Source organism: Desulfurococcus amylolyticus Z-533, assembly GCF_000513855.1.
Taxonomy (GTDB): Archaea; Thermoproteota; Thermoprotei_A; order Sulfolobales; family Desulfurococcaceae; genus Desulfurococcus; species Desulfurococcus amylolyticus.
On sequence record NZ_KI911318.1, the window covers coordinates 334,676 to 360,768 of the forward strand.

Annotated in this window: 24 protein-coding genes and 1 tRNA gene; 21 read left to right on the forward strand and 4 right to left on the reverse strand. The window is 43.4% G+C overall.

Annotated features, from left to right (window positions below; genetic code table 11):
• Positions 1 to 38 precede the first annotated feature (38 nt).
• Positions 39 to 1,436, reverse strand: coding sequence for a glycosyltransferase family 2 protein (locus SPHMEL_RS01880; protein ID WP_232216717.1), 1,398 nt, complete (start codon positions 1,434 to 1,436; stop codon positions 39 to 41).
• Between the two features lie 71 nt (positions 1,437 to 1,507).
• Here SPHMEL_RS01880 and SPHMEL_RS01885 point away from each other — a divergent pair, with 71 nt between their 5' ends.
• The 4 genes from SPHMEL_RS01885 (at position 1,508) to SPHMEL_RS01900 (ending at position 3,516) form a co-directional block, all read left to right on the forward strand.
• Positions 1,508 to 2,158 carry an MBL fold metallo-hydrolase gene (locus SPHMEL_RS01885; protein WP_042667055.1) on the forward strand — a complete coding sequence of 217 codons (651 nt, stop codon included), beginning with the start codon at positions 1,508 to 1,510 and terminating at the stop codon, positions 2,156 to 2,158.
• Between the two features lie 13 nt (positions 2,159 to 2,171).
• Positions 2,172 to 2,399 (forward strand): hypothetical protein, encoded by a 228-nt coding sequence (locus SPHMEL_RS01890; RefSeq protein WP_012607825.1) that lies wholly within the window; start codon positions 2,172 to 2,174, stop codon positions 2,397 to 2,399.
• A gap of 11 nt (positions 2,400 to 2,410) precedes the next feature.
• Positions 2,411 to 2,695, forward strand: a complete 285-nt coding sequence (locus SPHMEL_RS01895; RefSeq protein WP_042667057.1) for a hypothetical protein — start codon at positions 2,411 to 2,413, stop codon at positions 2,693 to 2,695.
• A 533-nt stretch (positions 2,696 to 3,228) separates the two neighbouring features.
• On the forward strand, positions 3,229 to 3,516 hold the full coding sequence (locus SPHMEL_RS01900; RefSeq protein ID WP_156915410.1) for a hypothetical protein: 288 nt from the start codon (positions 3,229 to 3,231) through the stop codon (positions 3,514 to 3,516).
• Positions 3,517 to 4,441: 925 nt separating this feature from the next.
• Here SPHMEL_RS01900 and SPHMEL_RS01905 read toward each other — a convergent pair.
• Complete coding sequence (locus SPHMEL_RS01905; protein ID WP_012607828.1) at positions 4,442 to 4,810, reverse strand: thioredoxin family protein; 369 nt, start codon at positions 4,808 to 4,810, stop codon at positions 4,442 to 4,444.
• A gap of 510 nt (positions 4,811 to 5,320) precedes the next feature.
• Here SPHMEL_RS01905 and SPHMEL_RS01910 point away from each other — a divergent pair.
• From SPHMEL_RS01910 to SPHMEL_RS01920, 3 genes are all read left to right on the forward strand, one after another.
• The gene (locus tag SPHMEL_RS01910; RefSeq protein ID WP_042667060.1) at positions 5,321 to 6,850 is read left to right on the forward strand and encodes an AMP phosphorylase; all 1,530 of its coding nucleotides are present in this window, start codon (positions 5,321 to 5,323) and stop codon (positions 6,848 to 6,850) included.
• Positions 6,851 to 6,939: 89 nt separating this feature from the next.
• Positions 6,940 to 8,310, forward strand: coding sequence for a geranylgeranyl reductase family protein (locus SPHMEL_RS01915; RefSeq protein ID WP_042667061.1), 1,371 nt, complete (start codon positions 6,940 to 6,942; stop codon positions 8,308 to 8,310).
• Complete coding sequence (locus SPHMEL_RS01920; RefSeq protein WP_042667062.1) at positions 8,304 to 8,849, forward strand: DUF429 domain-containing protein; 546 nt, start codon at positions 8,304 to 8,306, stop codon at positions 8,847 to 8,849. Before SPHMEL_RS01915 ends, SPHMEL_RS01920 begins: the two co-directional genes overlap by 7 nt.
• Here SPHMEL_RS01920 and SPHMEL_RS01925 read toward each other — a convergent pair.
• Positions 8,846 to 9,802 (reverse strand): DHH family phosphoesterase, encoded by a 957-nt coding sequence (locus tag SPHMEL_RS01925; protein ID WP_042667063.1) that lies wholly within the window; start codon positions 9,800 to 9,802, stop codon positions 8,846 to 8,848. The two genes, SPHMEL_RS01920 and SPHMEL_RS01925, sit on opposite strands and share 4 nt — an antisense overlap.
• A gap of 99 nt (positions 9,803 to 9,901) precedes the next feature.
• On the opposite strand from SPHMEL_RS01925, the gene SPHMEL_RS01930 reads away from it, so the two are divergent.
• The gene (locus tag SPHMEL_RS01930) at positions 9,902 to 10,708 is read left to right on the forward strand and encodes a hypothetical protein (protein WP_042667065.1); all 807 of its coding nucleotides are present in this window, start codon (positions 9,902 to 9,904) and stop codon (positions 10,706 to 10,708) included.
• Between the two features lie 31 nt (positions 10,709 to 10,739).
• On the opposite strand, the gene SPHMEL_RS01935 is transcribed toward SPHMEL_RS01930, so the two are convergent.
• Positions 10,740 to 12,440, reverse strand: coding sequence for a type II/IV secretion system ATPase subunit (locus tag SPHMEL_RS01935; protein WP_042667907.1), 1,701 nt, complete (start codon positions 12,438 to 12,440; stop codon positions 10,740 to 10,742).
• Positions 12,441 to 12,575: 135 nt separating this feature from the next.
• Between SPHMEL_RS01935 and SPHMEL_RS01940 the strand changes: the two genes are divergently transcribed.
• The 13 genes from SPHMEL_RS01940 (at position 12,576) to SPHMEL_RS02000 (ending at position 25,840) form a co-directional block, all read left to right on the forward strand.
• Positions 12,576 to 14,318, forward strand: coding sequence for a type II secretion system F family protein (locus SPHMEL_RS01940; protein WP_042667067.1), 1,743 nt, complete (start codon positions 12,576 to 12,578; stop codon positions 14,316 to 14,318).
• 8 nt (positions 14,319 to 14,326) lie between these two features.
• Positions 14,327 to 15,082 (forward strand): hypothetical protein, encoded by a 756-nt coding sequence (locus SPHMEL_RS01945; RefSeq protein ID WP_232216718.1) that lies wholly within the window; start codon positions 14,327 to 14,329, stop codon positions 15,080 to 15,082.
• Between the two features lie 147 nt (positions 15,083 to 15,229).
• Complete coding sequence (locus tag SPHMEL_RS01950; protein ID WP_042667070.1) at positions 15,230 to 15,994, forward strand: hypothetical protein; 765 nt, start codon at positions 15,230 to 15,232, stop codon at positions 15,992 to 15,994.
• A gap of 4 nt (positions 15,995 to 15,998) precedes the next feature.
• Complete coding sequence (locus tag SPHMEL_RS01955) at positions 15,999 to 18,617, forward strand: DUF2341 domain-containing protein (protein ID WP_042667071.1); 2,619 nt, start codon at positions 15,999 to 16,001, stop codon at positions 18,615 to 18,617.
• On the forward strand, positions 18,614 to 19,717 hold the full coding sequence (locus SPHMEL_RS01960; RefSeq protein ID WP_042667072.1) for a hypothetical protein: 1,104 nt from the start codon (positions 18,614 to 18,616) through the stop codon (positions 19,715 to 19,717). Before SPHMEL_RS01955 ends, SPHMEL_RS01960 begins: the two co-directional genes overlap by 4 nt.
• Positions 19,699 to 20,109: a hypothetical protein gene (locus tag SPHMEL_RS01965; protein WP_042667073.1), complete on the forward strand. Its 411-nt coding sequence runs from the start codon at positions 19,699 to 19,701 to the stop codon at positions 20,107 to 20,109. Before SPHMEL_RS01960 ends, SPHMEL_RS01965 begins: the two co-directional genes overlap by 19 nt.
• Positions 20,109 to 21,068, forward strand: a complete 960-nt coding sequence (locus SPHMEL_RS01970) for a hypothetical protein (RefSeq protein WP_198011707.1) — start codon at positions 20,109 to 20,111, stop codon at positions 21,066 to 21,068. Before SPHMEL_RS01965 ends, SPHMEL_RS01970 begins: the two co-directional genes overlap by 1 nt.
• A gap of 86 nt (positions 21,069 to 21,154) precedes the next feature.
• A tRNA-Arg gene (locus SPHMEL_RS01975) sits at positions 21,155 to 21,229 on the forward strand.
• A gap of 206 nt (positions 21,230 to 21,435) precedes the next feature.
• A complete protein-coding gene (locus tag SPHMEL_RS01980; RefSeq protein ID WP_042667074.1) occupies positions 21,436 to 21,945 on the forward strand; it encodes a hypothetical protein in 510 nt (169 codons plus the stop codon).
• Positions 21,942 to 22,943, forward strand: coding sequence for an SPFH domain-containing protein (locus SPHMEL_RS01985; protein ID WP_012607845.1), 1,002 nt, complete (start codon positions 21,942 to 21,944; stop codon positions 22,941 to 22,943). Before SPHMEL_RS01980 ends, SPHMEL_RS01985 begins: the two co-directional genes overlap by 4 nt.
• 2 nt (positions 22,944 to 22,945) lie before the next feature.
• Positions 22,946 to 23,932: a hypothetical protein gene (locus SPHMEL_RS01990; protein ID WP_042667077.1), complete on the forward strand. Its 987-nt coding sequence runs from the start codon at positions 22,946 to 22,948 to the stop codon at positions 23,930 to 23,932.
• Between the two features lie 4 nt (positions 23,933 to 23,936).
• Positions 23,937 to 25,412 (forward strand): hypothetical protein, encoded by a 1,476-nt coding sequence (locus SPHMEL_RS01995; RefSeq protein WP_042667078.1) that lies wholly within the window; start codon positions 23,937 to 23,939, stop codon positions 25,410 to 25,412.
• Between the two features lie 11 nt (positions 25,413 to 25,423).
• The gene (locus tag SPHMEL_RS02000; protein WP_042667079.1) at positions 25,424 to 25,840 is read left to right on the forward strand and encodes a hypothetical protein; all 417 of its coding nucleotides are present in this window, start codon (positions 25,424 to 25,426) and stop codon (positions 25,838 to 25,840) included.
• Positions 25,841 to 26,093 lie beyond the last annotated feature (253 nt).

Genomic DNA, 26,093 nt, shown 5'->3' on the forward strand with positions numbered 1-26,093 from the left:
CCACCTATTACTTAATTTTTCAACCAGTGTAGGCACTACTAATTGAAGAATACATCTTTACGCCACCTATAAACAACATAGCTATATGCACTGGAGTTGGCAATCAACCATAGGCCTGAGAGGATAGCATTATTGAGTAAATATATTATTCCTGTGACAGCGTAGAGGACGGCTAGTATTAGCTCCCATGGTATTCTAATCCTGGATGAACTCAGCTGATACATTCCCTTAGGTGTTCTAGCGTATTGAACCCTGATCCTTAACAGGGCTTTAAGAGTCGAGTACAGGTAGTAAGGTGATAAAGCAGTTGTTACAGCTGCGCTTCTCCCCATGTTCACAAGGGTCCTCCAACTTGAGCCGATATGTCTCTTCACCTCTCTATAGTAGTATCTGCCGAAAAACCATTGCGAGATAGCTAGCGCTATGATCAAGTAGGCATGCCTCATTAACACATCGAATGGCTTTATGAAGGCATTTACCGCAAGCATTACTGTTCCAAGGAATACTATTGAGGGCACAACGTACTGCGAGAGAAAGAGTATGGCCTCGATCTTCCCTAGAACTCCTTGCCTAGAGCCAAGGATATGCCTCCACCTTGCAATCAATACATCAGTGGCTCCGTAAGCCCATCTAGACTGCTGGATCCGTAGTGCCTTATACGTGGAGGGGTTTTCAACGTAGACGGCGCAGTCGCTGAGGTATCTAACCTTTAATCCGTGATACATTATTCTAGAGCCGATCTCCATATCATCCTGTATCCTCTCCTGATCCCATCCATTCAGGATCTCCTTAAGATACCTGGACTTGAAGAGGGTGCCGGTGCCAAGTGGGAACACGTTTAAACCCATACAGTTTCTACCATGATATATGGCTCCAACAATAAACCTCATCGAGTAACCCAGTGCCTCGCTTAACCTGGTATCGAGGTTCAATGGTTCCCATCTCCCTACAACGGCTACTGTGTCTTCATGTGAACTAAGTATTTCCATGGCACAGTCTAGGAGGCATTTATCGAGTCTGGAATCCACGTCCAACACGTATATGTAGTCACCCCTCGAGAGCCAGAGGGCTGTGTTTAAAGCACCTGTACGATACCCTACTGGTCTACTCCTCCATATAATCCAAACGTTTAATCCTCTTCTTCTCCATTCATAGAGCTTGTCGAAAAACACCTGTTTGAAGCCCTCGTCATCATCCGATACAATTATGATCTCATAGTCCCGGATGCCGAGGCCATGTATGTATTCTACTGCTTGCTCAAGGTATTCCAACGGCTCACGCCTTACTGGGATTATGAATGATATACTGGCTTCTCCGGGATTACAGCTAGTAGTATGCTGTCTACAGTTGGCGGCTCTCCAAGCGAACACGGCGTATACTATGTAAAACCATAGTTGTGGCAGTGTTATCATTAATACTATGGCTAGATCCAACACTAGAAACACCTGCACTAGTTAAAGATAAAAACATGTAGAGGTAATATATACGTTGAAGGGGGTAAAGGCTGATGCTCCCGGTAACATGGTATGGCCATGCATGTATATCCTTAAGGAGGGATGATGGATACACTATTGTAATCGATCCCCATGATGGATACAGTATAGGAATAAAGAGGCCTGAGGTTAAGGCAGACCTTGTACTGGTCACGCATGATCACTTCGACCATAATGCAGTGGACGTTGTCGCCAGAGACAAGGTGAAGACTAGGATCCTGAAGTCTTTCAGGGGCGAAGTCGTGATAGATGATGTAAAGATAACCGGCCTGCCAACATACCATGATAAACAAAGAGGGAGGAGGAGGGGTGAGAATACCGTATACATAGTGGAAGTCAGCAACAAGAGGATCGCGCATCTAGGGGATCTAGGTGAGAAACCTGGCTGGGATATAATCTCCAGGCTTAAGGGAGTAGACTTACTAGCCATCCCGGTTGGAGGTACTTTTACCATAGAGCCCGAGGAGGCGTGGAGCATAGTAGAGGAGGTGAGACCCGTAAACATACTACCAATACACTACTGGTTCACGGGTGTCTCACTGCCGTTGAAGCCTATTGACGAGTTCTTGAAGCATGTGAAGGGCTATAGTATAGTCAGGCTCGACTCCAACAGCTTCACTCTGGAGAACTACTCGAATAGTATTATTCAGCTTAAATACGTTTAGGTGGAGTATTAGAATGGGGTTTAGACACGAGGAAAGCCTGATTAGAGAGTTAGAGTTCCTTAGAAAGGCCTCAACCAGGTTTCTCACACAGCGATATGGGTTACCAAGATACATTGTGGAATACAGATTGAATAAGGCACAGTTATTATTCAATCTTTTAAGAGACTATGCTAGATGGTTAAGAAGCAGTGATGAATGCCCACAACTGAGTCCCCGGAATGAGGAGGGATCAACCGGCTGAGGTGATGCTGTGTGGCATATACCTGGGAGCCCAAATGGGAGCCCTTCGAGATAAATGTAGATGGAATAGTGATTAAGACATGCAGGGATAGATACACTGGGTTAATAGCATGCCCTATATGTATACATGCCGTGTCAAGCTGCCTAGGTGGTAAACCACCTGAGAACTATCAATTCGAGAACTCCTATTTCTTCACAGTAGATGATCTCATCTCACACCTGAAAACATATCATGTAAGGGGATGGCATAGGAGGATTGAGAGTGTAGTTAGTAAGTCTAGTGAAGAGGAGGATTAATGGAGATCGTGTGTATCTATGTAAACCCGACATTAGACTACATGGTATGACCCTCTGGGGACAAACGAATTGAAACGGATTGGAAAGCCGTAGATGTTCCTGTAGCTGGCTGTATTACGCGTTTAATTTTTAAGTTATTAGATGTAGAAAGTTGATTTGAAGCTTCTGTTTGCTGGGTCTATTAGTGTTTTCTCCTAGTAAATACTATTGCTACTACGATAATAATTAAGATGTATATAAATTATGCTTAGCAAAAGCAATGACATGGTACCTAACCTTCTATGTGTAGACTATAACAGCTCCAATCCCATATCCAAGTTACCATCCATAACTACGTTCTAGACTATGTGAAGAATCTACGAGAAGAGATTTCAGGGGCAGACGCAGTCTACGGCGTTAACGTGAAATATAGTAGAGTTGCAAAGAAGTACGAAGAGTTGCCAGCGAGAGATCCGGCCTCCTACTTTGCACAACTAGATGTGTTTGGCGCTAACCGCAAAAGGAAGTATATGCTCTGAGAAGTTATAGAGAAGTTGTGTAGAGATGAATCTATAAAGAAGCAAAAATTGTTAAATGGAAAGAGGTACACCTACATAAGCATAGACAAGATGCTTACAAACCCAGCAGTATCGATTCAGGGCATTGAAGAGATTAAGAAGCTCATATATGAGAACAGGACAAGGCATTTCATAGAGAGGATAGTTAAACAAATGAACATAAAGAACATTGTAGCAGAAACAGATACCTTGAGAACCTTATTTAGTGGACGTGGATGGCAAAACATTGAAAACCCATTCAATACCTTAAATCAAAAGAGATAGCGAAAATAGATGAAGAACTAATCAAGAGATTAGAAAACTTCACAAAAGCTGTTAGATCCAAAGACAGGAAACTAACTGACTACATGAATTAGATCACATGATGTTTCTATATAATTATTATAGCTATTTCGCTTAAGTAGCCGAAATCGTATGCCAACACTCCTCTGAACGTAAATCGTAGAAGCCCACCTGAGGATCAACTATGGACTTTCCTATCTCCACGTGGTACTTCTCCTTATGGCTTCATCTCTCCTTAGTCTTCAAAACACCCGGTGATAAGAAATCTAAGTTCGTCACCAGAGTAAAACCTAGAAAGAGGTGATGATGTGAGTGTAACACCAGCGTACGTCTAGATGAGGTGCTTAACAAGATCTTAGAAGTAGCTAAGAGGGTAGCGAAGGAGGTGTACGTATAGGGCTTTAAAGAAGCTTAAAGATATACTTGGAGGAACTATAGTGATTGCACGAATGGACTAAGCCGATTCACGTGTTGCCAAGCAACACTGTAGAGACTATAAGCCCTACAGCAACTTCATTAAGGATATTGGGAAGGTTATGAGGAGACAGGCATGTGGCTTAAGGAGAAAAATGCTTCATCGCCACCCACCATCTTCCTAAATTACTGACATCTCGATGCCTCATCAGCTGGGTCGGCACCGTATTCTAAATTGTCCGCTTTACTCGTGTATGTTTTAAACACTGAAAACAGCATATTACTTAAAAATAATTATTGTAATACTGTATACTTGCTTTTCTCCCATGATGGTGGGCGGCTCTGCAATAATATCTTTGTTTAAATCCCCTTATATATTTTTTGAATATATTTTCACCAAGACACTTTAACTATTTTAAGTAATTGATTCATTATTTAAATCATAAATATATTGAGAAGAGCAGGGTTAGACGTGTAAAGAGGATAAAGTCCCCTATGCGATCAGGACGGCATCGCCTACTCCGCCATCATATAGTCTGGTTACATTGATACCGCTTTCCTCTTTATTAACAGGGGTTACTCCAACACGCTCCATTATGGCTGACTTTAACTCCTTCTTAGAGGGAACTTTCCCAATAAAGCGTAGCTTGCCGTTTATGAATATGCGTGGTAGATCCATGGATTCAGCTTCCAAGGGATCGTCCAGCCATATGTGGACGGGTATTATTTCAACCCATATGCCATCCCTGTCTAAGAGTTCCTCAGCTACCTGGAATAAGAGCCTCAACGCTTCATCGCTCTCCCCGCTGAAATCCAATTGTATCTCCACTATAACTTTACTGATATTCTCTAACTCACTCATATATGCCCCGTAAGCAACATCTTCTAGGAATAGCTTTTAAGGAGTGGGGCCACTCTGTTTCTCCCTAGGTGTTCGCTCTAATTATACTATGTTCATGGTTTCACCTAGGGGGACTCCACCCAGCCCACCAACCCATATAAACCCCTCCTCTAAACACCAACAAACATCAAAAAGATTCCAGCCCCTCTCGGAGGTGTGTCTGACCTCCTCACTGCCCTTTAGGGTAGGGTTTTGTGGGATGGTTTGGGGCTTCATTCCAGGCTCTTGCCTGGTTTAGCCCCGCGCCCGAGACCGGGCGCGGGGCTATGGTTTCCAGTGATCACCGCCTCGAATATAGCTGAGGCTCGTAAACACTAAAGACTCATCACCAAGAAACACAAGAGAAAACAAAACCCGTAAATCTCCAACCCCACCCTAAAAGACGGGGGCTTTCAATTGTAAATGTTTAAAAACTCTTATGGGTAATCATAGCTCTTTTTGCCCGGTGCATGGGATTAGGGTGGGATAGTAATGGGGTTTGAGAGTAAGTCTAAGCTATTTAATGTAAAAATAATTGACCTGGATATACATAGGAATTTAATTATAATGAATAGTGGTGATGCTGAGGAATTAGGTGTAGTTACAAACAACATTGTTTTAGTTACTGCTGGAGACTACTCGGCTTATGCAATGGTTATAACTAGTAGGACGGTTACTCAACCCGGTGTAGTAGCTTTATCAACGCAGACGGCTTCGACGCTAAGGGTTTCAGAAGGAGATATGGTTGGTGTTAAACCCATTGGGTTACCGGCTAGCTTCAATGCGTTAAAGAAGAGGATAAGTGGTGTTAAGCTCTCTGAGAGCGAGATGAAGAGTATTATACAGGATGTTGTGAACGGGATCTATGGCGAGGCTGAGATAGCGGCTTTCCTCATTAGTCAGCTCTACAATGAGTTAAGCGAGGAGGAATTAAGCTATCTTGTTAAAGCAATGGTTGAAACGGGAAGTAAACTCATATTTGAGGAGACGGTATACGATGTGCATAGTATTGGAGGGGTACCTGGTAATAGTAAGGTGGCTTTGATAACAGTACCAATAGTTGCCGCTTCAGGGTTATTAATACCTAAAACCAGTAGTAGAGCCATAACGAGCCCGGCTGGCACAGCTGATACTATGGAGGTCTTAGCTAGGGTTGATCTAACGATCGATGAGATAGTTGAGATAGCTAGGAAGGTTAAAGGCGTTTTAGCCTGGGGAGGTAGGCTTAATCTGGCTCCAGCGGACGATATATTTGTTAATATTGAGAGAAGGCTCTCCATAGATCCCGAGCAACAAATGGTTGCAAGTATATTATCCAAAAAGCTCGCTATGGGTGTGGAGAGACTAGTGATAGATATACCAGTGGGGCGTGGGGCAAAGGTTGAAAAGGTTTCTCTTGCTGAAAAATTGGCAGGATTATTCATAAGGCAAGCCGGTTTACTAGGGGTTGCAATGAGGGTCGCCTTAACCTATGGTGGGCAACCCATAGGTACATCGGTTGGCCCGGCCCTAGAGGCGAGAGAAGCTCTAGAAGCCCTTATTGAGAGAAAGGGAAGCAGGAGCCTTATTGATAAAGCCATACTCCTAGCTGGATTAGTTATGGAGTTAAGCGGGAGGGTTCAGCCTGGGCAGGGTGAGGAGGTGGCTAGGGAGATATTCGTATCCGGTAAGGCATATGAGAAGTTCAAGCAGATAATAGAGGCTCAAGGAGGGAACCCTGAGACCAAGCCAAGCGATATACCCATAGGCTCTCACACATATACTCTCACCTCACCGCTTGAGGGAGCTGTTACACATATAGATAACACTGCTATCTCTCTAATAGCTAAGGCGTGTGGAGCCCCCTATGATAAAAGAGCTGGCGTGAAACTCCATGCAAAGGTAGGCTACAGGGTTAACAAGGGTGATCCATTAATAACGTTATATAGTGACAGCGCGTCAAGACTTGAGACAGCTGTGAAGCTTCTGAGAGACCTACAGCCAGTGATAGTTGAGGGGATGCTTTTAAGGACTCTGCCATAGGATAATAGATTATTCATGCCCCTAACCGGAGTGCTTTTTATTTTTATTTAACTATAACATAGTTAAGTATTATAAGGGGTGCCAGTGCTTTGAAGTATGATGTAGTAGTTGTGGGAGCTGGTGTTGCTGGATTATACTCCTCATTAGTCTTGGCTTCAAAGGGGTTCAGGGTCGCGTTAGTGGAGAGCAAGCCAGCCAGTAAAATAGGGGATAAGACATGCGGAGACGCGATAGGTGTACATCATTTCCAGCACATAGGGTTGAAGCTGCCTGAAGACATCATAGACCATGTCTACAGGGGAGTGAAGATATATAGTCCAAGCGAGAGGCATGAGATAATTGTTCCCGGTGAGGGAGTAAGCGTTAACAGGGTTAAACTGGGACAATGGCTGCTTAAGCAGGCGTTTGATAGGGGTGTGGAATTACTCGACCAGCATAGTGTCATAGGGGTGAATATGATGGGTGATAGGGTAGGTTCTATTATAGCAAAGAAGGTTGGCGGAGGCACAGTGGAATTAGAGGCAGAAGCATTCATTGATGCAAGCGGCTCAAAACCAGCTTTAAGGAGCAGGCTTCCCGAGACATGGCCTATTTCTGATAAACCCTATACAACAGACTTCAATATAGCTTATAGAGAGGTAGTAGAGTACGATGGCGGTGTAAGGGAGGAGGATAGGGATTACGCTGTAATATACTTGAACACTATTATAGCCCCAGGCGGCTACTGGTGGCTCTTCCCCAAGTCACGTGATGGCAGGGTGATCAATGTCGGGTTGGGAGTAATATGGAATGGACTCCACAATCCAAGGCATAACTATGATAAGTACCTCAGACAAAGATTCAATGGTAAAGTGCTACATGCAGGAGGAGGAATCGTACCTACACGGAGACCGCTGCCAACCATGGTCTGGAGGAACGTCGGTGTTGTTGGTGATGCAGCATATACAGTAAACCCTGTGCATGGAGGTGGCATAGGTTCATCACTGGAGGCAGCTGATATAGTAGCTAGACATGTAGGGGACGCCCTTGAGCAGGGAGAGGTCAGTGAGAAGACAATGTGGGAGGCAAACATAGAGTATATGAGGGCCTATGGGGCTAAGCAAGCAGGACTAGATATCCTAAGGATGTATATGCAGAAGCTCTCCAATGAGGATTTCGAATGGTTGATGGCGAATAAGATCGTTGACGGTGCATCCGTCTATGATATAGGCGTTAAAGGCGAGTTAGGTGAGAAAATAACTCACATGATACTCTCAGTGTTGAGAGCCTTAAGTAGGCCGAGCCTGCTAAACCAGTTAAGGATTGTGAGAAACTACATGAAGAAGGCAAGCGAGCTATATCTTGATAAATACCCCTCGACGCCTAACGAGCTACCAAGCTGGATGGGGATGGTTGAAGATATGGTTGAAGAATACAGGAGGATAATAGGATTCAATAAGGGAGAAAGAGTTAAATGGTGATATATGCTGGTATAGATCTAGCTGGTTCACCGAGGAATCCAACAGGCGTAGCATTAATCAAGCACAACGGTAGGGCCAGAATAGTTTTTATAGGAGTCCTTTACAGTGATGGAGAAATAATTGATTTACTGGGGACATTTAAGCCCAATATAGTTGCACTAGACGCCCCCTTAACGCCTGGCCATGGTTACCGTGAAGTGGATCTCTTACTCCTGAATAATGGATACAGGGTATTGCCCCCGGGTTGGCATGGTATGAGGCTCCTCTATGAGAGGGCTGCTAGATTATCTAGAATACTTTTCAATATGGGTATTAGAGTCGTAGAGACTCATCCACGGAGTGCTTTAAAGTCAAGTGGATGTAGGAGCATTTATGAGTTAGCAGAGAAGATGAGTCTCCCAGCTAGAACTGGCCTAACCAGGGATGAGGAGGACGCTTTAATAGCTTCTATTGTTGCAATGGAGTATGCTAGAGGAGAAGCTGTCTCATTCAAGGCTCCTGACGGCGAGATCTTCCTTCTTAAACCCCTGTGTGGTTAAATTGGCTGTAAAAGCCTTGAGTACTCTTCTATTCTACTGGCAATATGTTTTAACAATGCTTCCCTCGAAATCTTGGATAAAACCCTGATCCTCCATGGTATATTGACCCTGGCCCCTGAAGCGGTTAGATGCCCGCCTCCCCCCAGTGCTACTGCTATATCCCTCACGTTTACACCTCTGCTTCTAAAGCTTAGTTTTCCATCGCTTGAGGCGATGACAGCAACATCGGTGTTGAAGCGCCCCATTATAAATGAGGCCAGGAAACTATTTTCCACATTCTCATTTGACTCAACGATACATACCCTGAAACCATTCATCTCTCTGATGATTTTTCTAATATCATCTCTGAACAACCCTAGTTCCAAGTCTATTGTGGCTGAGATTTTTTCATTGAAGGATGGATCCCAGTAGACGCCTTCGGTAAGCCTGCTGAGGACCCGTCTTCTCCACTCATTGCTATCCTTTCTCCTGATCAGCCTTATATAGTATGGGCCCAGCCAGTGATCGAATCTCCATAAGTCGCCTGCGCAAACTCCGTTGACAAGGTTGGAGACGAAGTCTTCATTAGCGTCTACCCCGTGCTTACTATACTTGTATACCACTCCTGTGGCACATGTGGATTCATCAATGTATAGTTCAACCCCTATGCTTCTCACCTCCTGGATCCACTTGGTGCTCCATACATGGTGGTCGAACCAGTATATCCTGCTCCCTCTTCTACGATAATTGTCTAGTAGTTCCTTAACTCTCTCGAATACTGTTGGATTAACCCCTATGTCTGTGATTACTATATTCGAATATTCTTTGCCATTATTCCTCTCGAGTGCTTCGTTGAGGTTATATGGCTCAGCGAAGTATACACGGTAGTCCCTTAGATTATTTAAATATATGTATAGTGCTGCCGATGCAACGCCATCCATGTCTGTGTGTGTTATTATCAATGTATTACTCATGGTGAACCACACTACAATCCTTATTCTTCCCTGATTTAGGAGTGAACCCTTATAAGTAAATCTCATCTAGATAAATACTGGGAACAGGTGTATTATGTTTTGAGCGATTTTCAGGATTTAACAGGGTTGAAACACGATCCAAGTAGTCTTAATTTACTTGAAGACCCTGTTAAAGAGGCTGAATTATTTTTAAGAGGACAGTATGTTGAAACCGTTACCATTACATTGGCTGATTTCGTAGAACTTATCTCTTCAAGGCTCTCAAAGGGCTCCTACCTGCTCTCCTGCCGGGATGACATCAGCTACACCATACTAATCGAGGACGGGGTAATCAAGTCAATAGTCGAATATTTTGAGACATCGATTAGAATACCGGGGTATATGGCTCTAAGGGATTTCAGTAGAAAGCTTGCATCATCGATGATTGAGTGCCGCGTATTCAACCTCACAGCTAAGCAGAGAGAAGGGGAATCAGGAGCACAGGTTAGTGTGCAAGCTGGGGAAGTAAAAGTGACACAACCTGTAGAACCCGGTGGTAAATCTATAGAGAGTGTGAAACCAGCTGCCCCACTAGCAGGAGAGGGGGCTGCTCATCGAATCACCGAGACTGTGAAACTAGTTGTCCCGCCAGCTATAGATCAAGATAGATTAAAGGGATTTGTAAAGCATTTAAGAGATATTATAAGTGAGACAGCTGAACTATATGGATGTATGATGATTGATGATATCTCAACCGATCTAAGCAACGAGGTATTAGTGGTTAAGGTTAAGCTCAGAAAGAGGGGGTTGTTTGGTAAATGTAGAGATAGCGAATTAAAGACTAATATAGAGAAGGATTTACCGATACTAAAGGAGTTACATGAGGTGGGCTTGGAGGTTAGAATAGAGTTTCAACTAATCGGCTAACCTCTAGGTGCGAGATTTAATGCTATTAAATCTACCCAGCGTCAGGCCTGGTTTCTGCTGTGATCTCCTCACTGATCTTCTCCTTACTCTCCCCTCTTATCTCTGTCAATCGTTTAACAGCCTTCTCATACACTAGTTGCGGCTCATAGTAGTAGTCAAAGATTATTCTTGAGACATCCCAGGCATCTTTAATCCCCTCCTCCTTCATCCACTCGAGGACAAGTGCTCTCCTCTTTATCTCCTCTATGACATCTTCCAGGTCCCATCCTTTCTTTGCCGCGACATCCTCTAGGTGGATGCTCTCTTTCAGGCCTACTTTATGTGTATCTGTTCTCGGATCCCATACGCTTATCGACCTATATTTTTCAAAGTCCTCGACCTCCTGTACCACGGTTATTCTTCTCCTAACCTTTACCACTCCTTTCTCCACCCTAGTGATCACTCTCTGGATATGCATAAATACATTCATAAGCTTCATATATGCTGGAGAGATATTCATCGGAGGGCTTGTAAGTCTTTTAATAGCGTAGTCAAGTGTTTCAGCATGGATGGTGCTGGCACCACTGTGCCCAGTTGCCATTGCCTGGAATAATACAGATGCCTCCTCGCCACGCACCTCTCCAACAATCACGTAATCGGGCCTATATCTAAGGCTTAACTTTACCAGGTCATAGAGCTTCACACTTGTCCCAAGACTCTGCGTCCCCACAACATAGGTTTCCCTGCTGGTTAACTGAACCCAGTTGACATGGGGCAGGTTTAGTTCTGGTGTATCCTCGATTGTCACTATTTTCATACCTGGCTTAATGAACATTGAAAGCGCGTTCAGCATTGTTGTTTTACCTGTACCGGTGCCACCAGCAATCATGAATGTCTTACCATGCTCTAGAAGCATCCATAGGTATGCTGCAGATAAAGCATCTATGTTACCCTGCTCGATAACTTCTATGATGCTGAATGGTTTCTCACGGAACTTACGTATAGTGAAGGATGGCCCCTTGGTGGAAACCTCTCTACCGTAGGTTGCTGCAACACGGTGTTTCTCGGGTAGCATTGCGTCTAGAATAGGGTATGCTATGCTTATATGCTTACCCGCCATATGAGCCATTTTCATTATCAGCTCATTCAATGCCTCCTCAGCGGTGAATGTGATGTTGGAGGGTATGCTCTCGTACTTCCTGTGCCAGACGAATACTGGTATCCCCACGCCGTTGCAGGAGATATCCTCTATATTGGGATCCTTCATTATCGGGTCTAGTACGCCGTAACCGAGGAGATTCCTCTCGATATAATACATCACCTTAAGCCTTCTAGATCCAACCATACCCAGTTTCTCACGGTATTTCTCACCGATCCTCTCGACCTCCTTAAACACGTATCCCCTTAGATCAGCCAGATCCTCTCTTCTCTGGGGCGGTCTTATCTCATCCATAAGGATCTCGTAGAGTTTCTCCAGAGCCATCTTATCTTCTTCGTCCAGCCCCTGCTCCTCCACGAAGTACATGGGTCCCTTAGGTGTTTCAGCAATGGTTATCTTAACGAATGGCTTATATATGTAGTATGAATCGAGAATGCGCCAGGATGGATCTCTCGTCGATACCTGTACTAGTTCCTCGATAGCTGTAATACTCTCCTTTAATATCTTCGCTTTCTTCGCTTCGGATTTCTTTTCCACAGGTTCCTTCCTCAGCTTAATCAATGGCATCTTTAATTTCAAGCTTGATACCTCCATATCCAAATATTAGCTATGTTTAACGGGTATACCTCTTACAAAATATTTATTAGACTAGTTAATAATATAAATAAGCCTGCATTTTTAAGTTAAAGTTAAGTTGAAAGTCTAGATGTGGTGGTAGGTGTATATATTATGGGGTTTTGGAACTGGATCTACCGTCATTTCCACTGGATCGGTGAGTGGATTTTAAAATGGTTTCCAAACATATCTGACTCTGTGAAGAAATCAGGTATACACGTTCACTCAGAGGTCTATGCGTCTTTCACGGGCTTCATGTTCCTGGTTTCCCTAGTTGCATCAATATCTTTAATTGTTTTGGCTGTATTCTTATTTCACAACCCGCTCCTCGTAATCATACTGGTCATTCTTCCCACTATAGTCTTATTACTCATGGTGTCCCTCCCATCCCTCATCGCGAGTAGCTGGGCTTCATCGATTGATGGAGAGTTCCCGTTTCTATCAGCTTATCTCAGTACGATGGTTATGAGTGGTCTTTCGCCATACATAGCTTTTGAGAGGGTTTTGAGGGGCAGTATTATATTTAAGAGGAGTAGTGAGCTGGCTCAGAGATTCATATTGTTAAGCAGGGTTCTCGGAAGGGATCCATTAACGGCTTTCGATGAGCTCTCTCAGAGGGTTGCTAGCTCTAGGGTTAAGGAGACTTTGTCAGGTTATATAGCCACAGTGAAGGCTGGGGGAGACGTTATTGATTACCTCAATAAGAGATCTAGGTTGCTCTTCAACGAGATGCTTGTCGGCATGAAAATTATTGCCGACAGGCTTGGTGGGCTCCTCGAGGCTTACTTAGCCATGGTTTTATTAACCATGATAAGCTTTACCGTGCTATACTTCGTGACCACGGGATTTGCTGGGGTGGTGCCTTTTGGTTTATCAAGTGGGGGAATGTTCTTCTTCCTTTACATAGTTATGCCTTTGTTAAGCGGCGTCATAATATATTTGGCCGAACTACTCCAGTATAAGGATCCATATATGGATTGGAAGCCCTACATGGTGTTCTTCGCCACCTTTATACCTATAATACTAGTCCTCTCATTATTCGGTATATTCTTCTACCTAATGCTTCCACCATATAATCCATTGAGATTAAACCCCGTTACCCAATTCATTGGGGAAATGCTCCTGTTATTCGGCGTGGGCAACCCACCCGACTACATGTACTCAACTATAGCTTTATCAACAGCGTTAATTATAGCTACCATACCCGGCTTCATCTACTATTTGTATGTATCAAGGGAGTATAAGGTGGTGAGAGGTATAACAAGGTTCCTCAGAGACCTAGTCGAGGTAAGGAAAACTGGGTTACCACCTGAGAGAAGCATTATAGAGCTCAGTAGTAGGGACTACGGTGTCTTCACCCAATACCTTAGGAAGGCGGCTATGGAGCTAAGCATAGGTGTTCCATTAAGGAGAATTATTGATGAGTTAATGAAGAAGATAAGGTCTTGGACGGGGCAGGTACTATTATTCATACTCACTGACTCCATAGAAGTCGGGGGAGGAACAGTAGAGGTGCTTGAGAACCTAGCATGGTTCGCAGAGAGCGTTGAAGCAATAGAGGATGAGAAGAAGAGGAGCCTAAGGACCCTCATGATAGTCCCATACATGGGCGGGATACTCTCAGCGGTTACAGTAATATACATGGTTAGCTACATGGCTAAACTACCGGTGCAGGTGGGGGCATTTGGTCAGGCAGCTGGACTGGTCTTACCTAGCATAGTATTAAATAACTATATCATGGGGCTTGTCGCGGGTAAAATATCCTCGGGTAGATTGATAGCTGGATTATTCCACGCCATACTACTGACCCTAATAACTCTGGCGGCGATACTGGTTTCACCATTATTCACGGGGTAGTGTATGATATGGTTAGAAGCAGTAGAGCTGTAAGCGAAATATTGGCTGGAGTAATATTATTCACAGTGGTAACCCTGATATCCCTCGCCATATTCTTTTATGCCATATTCTACGTTGACTACGCTAAGGCTTTAACAGAGTATGGTTATGCAGTATCCATGTTCAACAATATTGCTGAAGCCATTATCACTAGGTTCACTAACAACACAGCCATGGATTTCACCTATCCTCATGAAGCCGTTTCAATAGGATATAGCTACCGGGATGTAAACCTATCTATAATATTGCGTGATGCAGGAAACAATAGTCTTATATGGTCCCTAAATACAACTAGATGCTATGTCTTAAGGGCTGGTGTACCGAGGCCTGTTGTAACTAGTTTAACCCCTGTGAAGCTAAGGGGTGATAATATTACAGTAGTTAATGATATTAATACTGTTCCATTAATCTACGAATACTATTCCAACGGCTGGAGTATACTTGTACTGGATTTATGCAGGATATACTACTCTATTAAATCACTGAACAACACCAGGATGCTGGAGATATGGTTGTTTAATCTAACCGGCGTGAATGGTGAGGACACACCTCCCATGGTGACTGGGCAGGGACATATAGTAGTATTGCCTAGAGTAAGGGATATTGTTTTTAGTAATGTAAAAGCTACGATCACCCCTCTTGATCAAACGGTTACCTCTGGTTTTCCAGCAGTGTTTACAACAGTTGTCATTCGGTTCGTAAACATAGGGGTTTTAATAGGTTAAGCATCGGTTTTCCAGCGGTGTTTCCATAACTATATAGGTAGTGACATTAAGATATAAATTTGGATGAAATATTGGAAAAGTAAGTTGTAAATTATTATTAGGGTTAAAATAAATATTGATATACTAAAAGATGATTTGGTGGTTTTCGTGGACGGTGTTTCCGAAGTATTTTCCACGATCTTACTGACATCGATATTCTTGGCCCTAGTATTTATACTCCTACCATTCAGCTATTACACTATCATGGGTAGTGTAGCTAAAACAGAGTACGAGTATGTTAAACATGGATTTTACTCTATCGCCGCTTACTTCCCTATGATAGCTACCGGTGGTGAGTATAGTATTGATTTCCCATCGCAGTATACTTCACGAGGATATATTGAGATCGGTAGGATAGATATATATTTAAACAGTAGTTCCCAACCCACACTATCTTTCTCATGTATGGCTTTAACCCAGGGAGCTAATGTAGGCGGTGCTCCAAGAGGACTACTTTACGGCGTGGATACACATATTGTTAATGATTCAAGGATGATACCGAGGATATACGAGTACAGGGATGACAACGGCTTAATGATTATAACGCTTGATACTTGCAGGCTCCTCCTAGACGTCAATACAATTCCGACCGGTAATTATAGTGGCTACTACTATGTCCTTACATACTATAATTTGATCATAAGTTTTAGAGGATCTGGGTCTTTAAGGATAGAACCTGTGAGAACGTATACTGCATATTCCAATATTGGTGGAAACCTATGGAATATAACTATAGTGGTCTCCGACTATATTCTCGGTAAATCATCCTCATACAACGTGATAGACCTGGTTAAAACTGGTTTTGGAAAAGAATACGCTGGTATCCCGTTTTCACTTACCATAGCAGTAGAGGAGTTAGTTGTGGAGGTGTAGTGAAGTGGCTTCACCCATTATAACACATGTTATCGGCGCCACGGTTATGATAGCTATTATTATAGCATTAATGAATTACGCGTCAATAGTGTATAATACTACCAGGTATAACAATCTACAAGCTTTATACGAGGAGCTATCATCTAGGATAGCGGCTAGAATAAATGGGGCTGTCATGGATGCTTATATTTGGAGAATAAATAATACGCTTATACAATTAGCGAACCCGGTGGAGTCGGCTTTTAACGAGGGTTACAATGTCTATGTAGGTAAGGGTGTTTACTTAAACCGGGTTTTCTCACGTGTCCCACCAGATACATCAATATATGTTGTTGTCTCAACACCTGATAACACAATATATGGTTATGCATTGGTGGGCAATATAGGTAACCTAGAGGTGGCGAGAGGAAGCTTCATAGTTGACAGGTATAGGACGGGCTTTGATGCTGGAAACAGTTATGTGGAGAACGGGGTTCCATTTCTCTGCCGTATGCCAATCAATATAAGTGAGAGAGCTGGGGTGTATCTAAGTGATTATCTAGTGCTGGTGAACCTCTCATATAGTAGTGTAAACTGTACGTATCTAGGTAAAATATATGCTCCAAGTAGGAATGATGTGAGATTCACAGACTCCGATGGTGTGACGCCATTGGACTACTATATAGAATACTGGAATGATACAAGTAAACAGGCATTGATATGGGTTAAAATACCCTCGCTAAGCGCGTCAAGTAGTAAAACAATATACATGTATTGGGGTAACCCATATGCCGTGGATAAGAGTAATCCAGGCATCTTCACCCTAATAGACTACCTCGGTAGATACCAGGATCTAGGGGATTTACTGCTTGGAGGCGTATGGGGCATTAAGTATAATAACACTGTGGGTGAACCAAGCATAGTTGGGAACACCACTAGCCTAATGGTATCGACAAAATATACTAACTACGGCTACGTGAACATATATTCGTTAAGGCCTTTCAATTTGACTGGACGACAGGGATGGATCATCGAGGCTGTAGGGACACCGGTCGACACAAGCGTAAATAGCCAGAACTACCGGGTAGGATTCTACATGTGGAACACTACTACTAGTGAGAAATATGGTATACAGCTTATACCGCCAGTAATAGATCCATCAATAGATCTCACCCCATACACTATTATTTATGGGGGCTGGAACATAACCTCGGAGATCACTGGTGACGAAATAAATATTGTTATAGCCAATACTAATTTATCAATACTCCCCGCATCTAAGTCAAAATCTAATGTCTCTATAGCGATTGCACAGAGAAGCATAGGGTCGACCGGTGAAGGTGGATATGTAAGTATATTATATAAGGTAAAAGTAGCCCCAGACAATATATATCGTGGATTAGTTTTAAGCAATAATCTAGTGAATCAGTCTAATCAGGCATACGCGATACTGCTCGCAGCTGATACATCTGGGAATTTACAAGTGTGCACGTTAGATGTTGACCAATTATTAAATAATAATGTTGAATTCCTCGAATGTCAACCAACAAACGTAGACATTAATGGTGAAGAATGGTTCTACATCAACGTGACAATTAGAAATCCGGCGCAGGGGCAGGGTAATCCGGATATGGATCTATATATTTATAGAACTGATGGCTCAGTAGTATATAGTAAATCAAGGGTTGGTACAGTGGGACTACCCGGTAGGCCTGACTATATTGGACCAATAGTATACTATAATGGTGTATTAAGTAGCTATAACGGATCAAGATTCGACGACCTCATCGCGATAAGGTATAGTGAACCAGTTGATCTAACCACAGTGAAAGTCGTGGGTTTAACCCCTGGATTAATCGTTGAATTAGATGACGGGGATTTCTCAGTTAACAATACAGCTGACGACAATGGTGTCGCACTACTCAATGTCTCTACAAGGCCAATCCTAGGTATCAATAACCCCATCGACTTATTCATTTACGCTGAGAATGGAACGTTACTGGACTACTTCCAGATCAATAAAACTATCTCAGGGGGCACAATAATAGTTTACACACCGGAAATAAGGGAGTCCACGAAATCGTTCTCTGCAATGATACATGCATCAGGTAATAATATCGGTAGCTGTACTCTTAATAGGAATCAATATGTATACCTAGCTAGCTACCCCAGCAACACCGGGTTCAATACTGTATGTAAGACATCCTGGCTGAACTGGGGCAGGTATTTGACGAGTATAGGTTATTATAATGGTTCGTTCTACTACTTCATATACACAGTGAACCGTGAATTAAGGGATAGTAATAGTATTGCATTACCAGCTAATACTACTCCTCTATTATTCAGGGTTGTTTTCGGTGTATCATTAGAGGGCAAACTTTCGGGCCAGGTGAATCAGGTTAACACCACGGGTGTCTTTGAGAAGATATGGGTGAGACCATTCGTGTATCCTGAGCCAGCGGTATCTTACAGCGTGCTCGGCATTCAGAATATCTCATTTCCTAAGCAACCGACGGTGATAGTAGATGAGTATACTGGTTATATTGTTTTCTCAAGTAAGTTAATGGTGGATATTGTTGTAACAATAGACAATACTGGGAGAATAATTATTATCGAGGTTCCCAGGGGTGTAAGGGCACCGTGAAGGAGATTGTTGAATATGTGTTAGCGGTATTGATAGTATTATCTATAGTACCATTCTACAATATGGTTGTCACGCAATTCTATACGCCGGAGAAAAGCATTGGGTATAGCGAGGTATCTGATCTATTTGTATCGATTATTAATCAGGTTTTCATAGACATGTATAATTATGGCAATATATCTATAGAGCTAACAGATATTAAGGCTAGCCTCGAAAACATTATAAAGAAGTATGCCGGCTCAATATATGACGACTATTACTTCTATGCGAGAATATATACTCCGCTCAACGTCACGGTGGATCCTGGCTCAAGCAGGGTAATCATCTCCTCACCCTACAATATGTCAATGCTCCTACTATTAGTATCCCTGAACGGTACTGTAAGCTATAACGCAATGCCTACAGCCACCGGAGCCGGGGGCAACGTATTCAATTATATATTCGATTATTCTAAACTACCAGTTAAAAGCTTCTCAGCTATAATTGCTGTAAGCGGTTATGGAAGCACCTGGTTCATAGGCCATTGGCTTAACACAACAGTGGAGAAAGGTTATGCTATATCGGATACCAATAGAAACCTTGCTGTGATAGCTCGTAACATAGGGCTGAAGGCCACTAAATTCTACGGTTTCACAGGCTATAATACAACACTATACTATTTCACCGGGAAAGCCATAATGAACTACACTAGCTCATGGACTAATATATCATGGGAGTTTGTGCAGTATAATTATATAAGGTATAATATCACTGAGACTATGTACATGAGTCGTATCAATGGTCGATATAATGAAACCCTATACATGTATAATGTCTACCTTGTTAAAGGCAGGAACTATACCATATACTACTATAACAATGGAACGACTAAACCTGTTGAATCCACTTATGAATACTCAAGTATAAGCAATCCCGTCTACAATATGGTGCTTGTATCAATATATGATGGTACTAAGACTATTTCTGTCCCCATTTATAGCAATGTCTACGAGGTGTCGAATACGGTGAATCCCCCGCCTCAAGGTGGAAGTAAGATATCATCTTATATAAGAATTGGCATGTTTACTTATATGGTTGACTTATGGAGCTGGAGGAGGTAGTTTTGAGAGGGCAGCTACAGGTTCTGGTCTCATCCATGGCGCTGGCTTTAACGGTTGTGGTGATCGCATTGTTGTTTACATCTATATACGCGTATACCTCGAACTACAGGATTGTGGTTAGAGGTGGTAATGTATATGATGTACTGAGGGAGAAACCCTACTGGAGTGCCTGTAGCCTAGCCAATGAATTATTAACAAGACTCAATGCAATACAGGTCTCCGTCAATATCACTGAGTACAAGTTAACTGGCGGTGTAAGCCTGGTTAGGAGCGAGAACTGTACTGCCAGCGTAGAATCGAGGAGTGGCTCAGGGTACACCTTGAGCTACGTTTACAGCATTGGCACCATCTATGGCACGGTTATAAAATATGGCGTCAGGGTGATATATTGATGAGGGCTCAGCTTCCACTTGTAATAGCGGTTACACTACTCGTGTTCGTGATCACTACAACCCTGTTCTACATGACGTCAACGCTAACACATACATCCAGTATATGGATGAAGGAGAGTGAAGAGTCTACATGGAGGAGCATAAATGAACAATTAGACAGCGTGATAATATCGGCGATCTCAGGCGCTAATGAAACAGCATACATGGCGTTCAAGCAGAAATGGGGAAGACAGGTGATGTCATATAATGATATAAATCAGAGTAGCATCACATATGTGAGGAGATGCGGCAGATCAAGCATCACTTATTACACTATATATGATTATACTAGTTTTGTGAGACCAGGATACCTTACCAGAGACTATGATGGGGTTGGAGTATGGTATGCTCTTAATAATTTCGCGGGTATATTATATAATCAAACACTCCAGGTTGACTATGCTAACGCGATTTCAAGCAGTGTTTACTCAGTGCTGAATAACTGGGCAAGCCTAGTAAGGGATATAGGTATCACAGTGATAGTATATCCGCCAACCGTTAAATACGAGTACGTGTTCGAAGGTGACCCCTCTACACCGTTCTCCAGGTTCAGTAACAGGCTTAGGGTAAATGTCAGCTTAGACGTGTTCTCGGTGAATGCCGGGTACAAGCATTTTGTTAAAAACAAGGTTCGAGTTAATCGAGCCCCGTATCCTACCGTTCCTGATATGTGTTTTCACAGCACTAAGCATCCTATCATATTTATCGAAGCCATTTATAGGAATAGTTTTCCATGCGATATCTATACTAGTAGGTATACTACTCATCACATCCACAACAAGCCCGGGACTCATCAAAGCCCCGCTAGTCACTGGAGAAAACAATATAGAGGTCTATATAGATACCACGCCACTACTGCTAGTAATCTTAGGCATCATAACGGTATGGGGCCTCACCGGGATCCTCGAGAGACTAGTTAAAGAAGACAACTAGACATCAACACTCCAGAGTCTTCAACATAATTAATTAATAAAAATCAAGAGCATATTATAATCAAGAGGAATACGGGCCCGTTGCCTAGCCAGGATAGGGCGCCGGCCTCCGGAGCCGGAGGACCCGGGTTCAAATCCCGGCGGGCCCGTTGAAGCAATTCTATTGTTTCATGGTGGTTGCCCATGCCTATCACTCTAGCACCACTAGAATTGGATCCCGCAAGGAAGTTGGAGAGGCTTCATCATTATTTATACAACAGGTATACCTTGGATACTACTGAATCGAAGTAGATTTCAAGGTGTTTTATATATAATTGGGATAATATAATTATTTAATAGAGGTGCTAAAGCTGTCGTGAATGCTAAGCCATCCCCGGATTTAAGGCTTTACGAGAAGCTGATGATGCTTTTCCCAGGCTACAGAGGATATAAAGAGAAGGAGCTTGTTAGAGAGACTGATCGTGTTGTACGCGATGAGCTTCATCGTAGGCTTAAGAAATGTGTTAATGGCTTGAAAAACTATTACTCGAACACTGTTTCGTCTACTGTCTCAATGCCTCTCGCGGAGAGGCTGGAAAAATTAATTTACAAAATCGATTCTCTTGCAGAGAGGACGATGCATGCCCCCTACGGTTATAGGCCCCTCTTCCACGTGATTAAGGTGGACGATGAGGTTTTGAACAAGATGTTGGAGCACGATTTAAAGCTCGGCGAGATAGCGGAAACGCTAGAGAAAGCCGCTTCAAACCCGCCTTCAAGCATCACAGATGCAGAGAAATTCTTAGAGAACATCGAAAGACTAGCAAAAGAATACGAGGCAATGCTCGAGGAAAGGGATAGCCTGCTGTCAGGGTATAGGAGGTGACGGGCTTGAGCAAGACTAATGTTATAGAGTGGGTTAATTCAGGGCCAGAGGATCTCCTCTGGGTTTACCCATATGAGGAGATCCGCTGGGGCAGCGTATTGATAGTCCACGAGTATGAGACGGCAATATTCATGAGGGACGGGAAGATCTACGATGTACTTCCACCAGGAAGACATATGCTGACAACTCAAAACCTACCCCTTCTCACGAGGGCCTATAGGCTGGTAATGGGCTACGGCGAGTCGCCTTTCAAGGCGAGGATTGTATTTGTATCACTCAAACAGTTCAAAGGTAAATTCGGTCTATCCACTAGGGTTAAACTTGGTCCTAGAACATTATACATGACTGAGCTTCAAGTGTATGGCGAATTCTGGTATAGAGTTTCAGATCCAGTCTTATTCCTCACCCAAATAGCTGGCTCAGTGAGTAATCTGACTTCATCAGCTGTGGCGGAATTTATTCGAAACTATTTTACCGAGACATTGATTCAGGAGATCAGCAAATATACCGCAATAGACATCTACTCAAATCTATCTCAGACGACCTCGAGGCTTAAAGCAGGAGTGATACAGGAAGCTTTTGTCCAGAGGGGGCTGGAGCTCATAGATGTCAAAATCGCCGGAGCAAGCCTGCCGCAACTCGAGAGGATGGAGAAAGAAGACCCTACCTACGGTCTCCCGCTCTTATTGGCTATTCAGAAAGGCGAGGAGGATAAAGTACTGGAGATCGTTAAAACGGTTGAAGTCATGAGAGCACTGGGTAAATCGCCTGCTGCTGGCTGGATGGGTGCACTTGTGGCAATGCCCAGCCTAATGCAACAAGTTGTCCAGCCTACTCAACAATCCCAGCAACCTAGTCAGCCGTCTCAGCCAGCCGAGAGCCCGACGATCGCTAAGCTTAGGGAGTTGAAGAATATGCTCGACGAGGGATTAATCACAAGGGAAGAATACGAGCAGTTGAAGAAGGAGATCCTTGAAAAGTTCAAGAAGGAGATATAGCCTTGCACTTGTTTAAAAGCGATAGAGAGAAGTTTGAGAACGAGTTGAACAAGGCTTTAAGTGAGAGGAATAAAGGCAACTTAGAGAGCGCTGTGAAATACTTTCTAAACGCCTACGAGATAGCTTTAGGGGCGAAAGATCCAGAAATCTCCAAGAGAGCCGACGAGACGTTATTCTACGCATTATTCTACGATGCGTTGGTCAAAAAGACGGCTGAATCATTTTCTAAAGCATCGCAGCAATGCAAGAAGCTGGACCCCAGTTGGCAGCTTGACATAGGCCTAGCTAGCAAGCCCACAGCTAGCGAGTTATGCAGGGATCTTGAGATCGCTTCGATGATAGTGAGCCTCCCTGAGTTCAGCATAGACGTGGCTAGGCGCATGGATGAGTCGCTTGCCTCAAAGTACGAGGAGATAGGTAGTAAACTTCTAGCAGAAGGATCGAGGAGGCTGATAATCGAAGACTATTTGAAAATCAACGATCCACTGTCTACAATAGGATTCAGGTTCCTTGGTTACTCTAGAATTGTGAGGGCTTTGAAGATAGAAGCCGATAATCCAGCAAATGCAATGGAGTTATACAGCGAAGCAGCAGCCTACCTCCAACAGGCTCCAGCCGAGATTAAGAAGTTTGTTGACAGCAGGATGGGCAAGCTGTCTAAAACCACCAAGTGTTGGGTTTGTCACAGAGAGATTCAAGGCGAAGAGATCAACTACATATATCTTCCAGCATCGATTAATAAGTATATCATTGAGAAGTACGGGAATGACTCCCCATATATAATAAATAATGGGACGATCGCTGTCTGCAGAGTTTGTTACACGATGATATACAATTTAAGTGACGCCCTTGCGAAAAAATACTACGAGCAGGCTATGAAAGCACTGCAAGAGGTTGAGGCAAGGTTAAACGCTAGGATAAGCATACTTGAAGCAAAGCTGATGAGCCTAAGTATCCAAGCGGGACGCAGGTACTATATGAGGGATTAAAGCAGTGGAGACGGTAGCACTCCGCTGCACTAACTGCGGGGCTCCACTCCCTAAGCCCAAGCCTGGCGAAGAATGGGTTAGATGTGAGTACTGCGGCTTCCTGAACAAGGTTGTTGATGCTACAGCATACGTCGAAAAGCTTAGAAGAGACCTTGAAAAATGGATTCGAGAAATTCTCCCTTCTACAACGATCTCGTCGACGGTGGCAGATCTTGCGGCTAGACACCAGATCTTCCAGGAGATTATAAAGCCGAAGGTAATGATCGCGAGGAGCAATTTAAGAGCCAAGTACCTGCTTTATCTTTCAACTCCTCTAACGCCGATCTTCCCATCATCTTCTTCAAGCGATGATCCTAAACCGATCTTTGAGGAAACGCTAAAAATCCAAGCCGTAAGAGACCTCGCCGTATCAGAAGATGATTTGAAGCTGATACAGGAGACGATAATATACGGCAACACAGCAGGCTATCTGCTCAACGCGGTTAAAGCACTATCCAGGTTCGACGTCAAATCGGCATTGAAGAATATCGAAGAAGCGCTAGCAGACATCCCCGACGAGCCTGGATTCAACCTCGTTAAGCAGAGGTTTAAGGCTGCAAGGTCTGTGCTAACAGCACTCAGCCTCTTATACGATAGGGATACCCAAGCAGCCATTGATATCGCGAAGACGGGGATAGACCAGTACAATACGCTCTTGGATAGTGTAGGATCGCCTGCCTCGCCAGAAGTCAATAGAGGGGTTTTAGAGGCCGAGAAGATGATTGCGGAGATAGTGTATAAAATCTCTGAAGCATCACACGAGTTTTTCAGAGCTGGCAAGGATCCCTTGGAGGTATTGAGGTTTATCGAGGCATATACAAAGGTTTTCCAGCTAATTAGAGAAACCTATAAGAGGCCTTTGAGCGATCTCGTGGAGATTGTTGAGAACCTTAGGGGGATCGTGCTTGCTAAAAACGGGTCACCTCAAGTCTACGTTGTTTCAGGCAGCGGAAATTTCTATCTACCGTTCTACGTGGTTGAATCCAGGTTTTCCTTTGTTAAAGGCATGTTTCTGAAGAGGGGTGAGGAGTTGAGGCTGACAATGCTTGTCTCGGCAATAGCACCATATGCTGCAAACCCTGTGACAGATGTCTTTGGAGTGTACTCAGGTAAACCTGTGAAGCTAGAGAAGGTCGAGGAGGCACCACTTTACCCGGTTTTAAAGAATATTATCTCATCGATAAAAGCCTCGGGTCTGCCGACCGATGCTAGAGTAACCCCACCGCTTATATCAAGCGTGCTCGCTGAGAAGATCTTCGACAGCTACATGAATATAGTCAGTAACAAGTATGGTGGGAAAATAATATTCGTATCCTCCCAGGCAACAGGCATTATATACATTCCGTTCAACCCTGTCAACCAGCGGACACTAGCCTACGAGAGAGGCCTAAGCATTAACCTTATAACAGACTTGGATAATCTGGCTAAACTGAGTGTATAAGATGGGTAGAGATGACTGAAGTATTAATCATTCTGGGAGTTATTTCAACAATAGTTTACACAGCCATATCTTTCACAAGGCTGAAGCTTGCAACGGCATTCCGAGATTTCACAGCCATAATCACATCACTAATAACTGGAGTGTCTTCAACAATACTTCCTACAGGAGAAGACCCCTTAATCCTATTTCTAATAGTATTCTTCTATATTACTTCACTCTGGTTCTACGGGGTAGAGAGGCAAGGACAAGTAAGCAAGAGACTGGTAAACCCGGCTTCATCGAGGATATTAGTTGGGGTGATCGCGTTTGTTATAGCGACTTGGATCGTTTTTTCAAAAATAGACTCCAGGCTGGCATTGATCATAATCTTATCCTCATTACTCCTCGGAGCATATAGATTAAGAATTATTGAGAAAAGCAATTGTTGAATAATGATGAGCTATATATTATAATTTCTCATGAAGTTGATCCTGGAGATCCTCGAGCCCCGACATGGACACCACGTAGAATATGGTTTGCCAAGTGTTTCTTAGTTGTAGGCTGCTTAGCGTTCTCCCTGCCTTAATTTCAAGCATAAATATTAGTATTTCCCCTCCAAGCCATGAGTAAAGTCAACCGCTCCTGTAGGGCAATGGGACGGTTGTCACAAACGAGCCCCTAAACCACAGTAAAAGACTACTC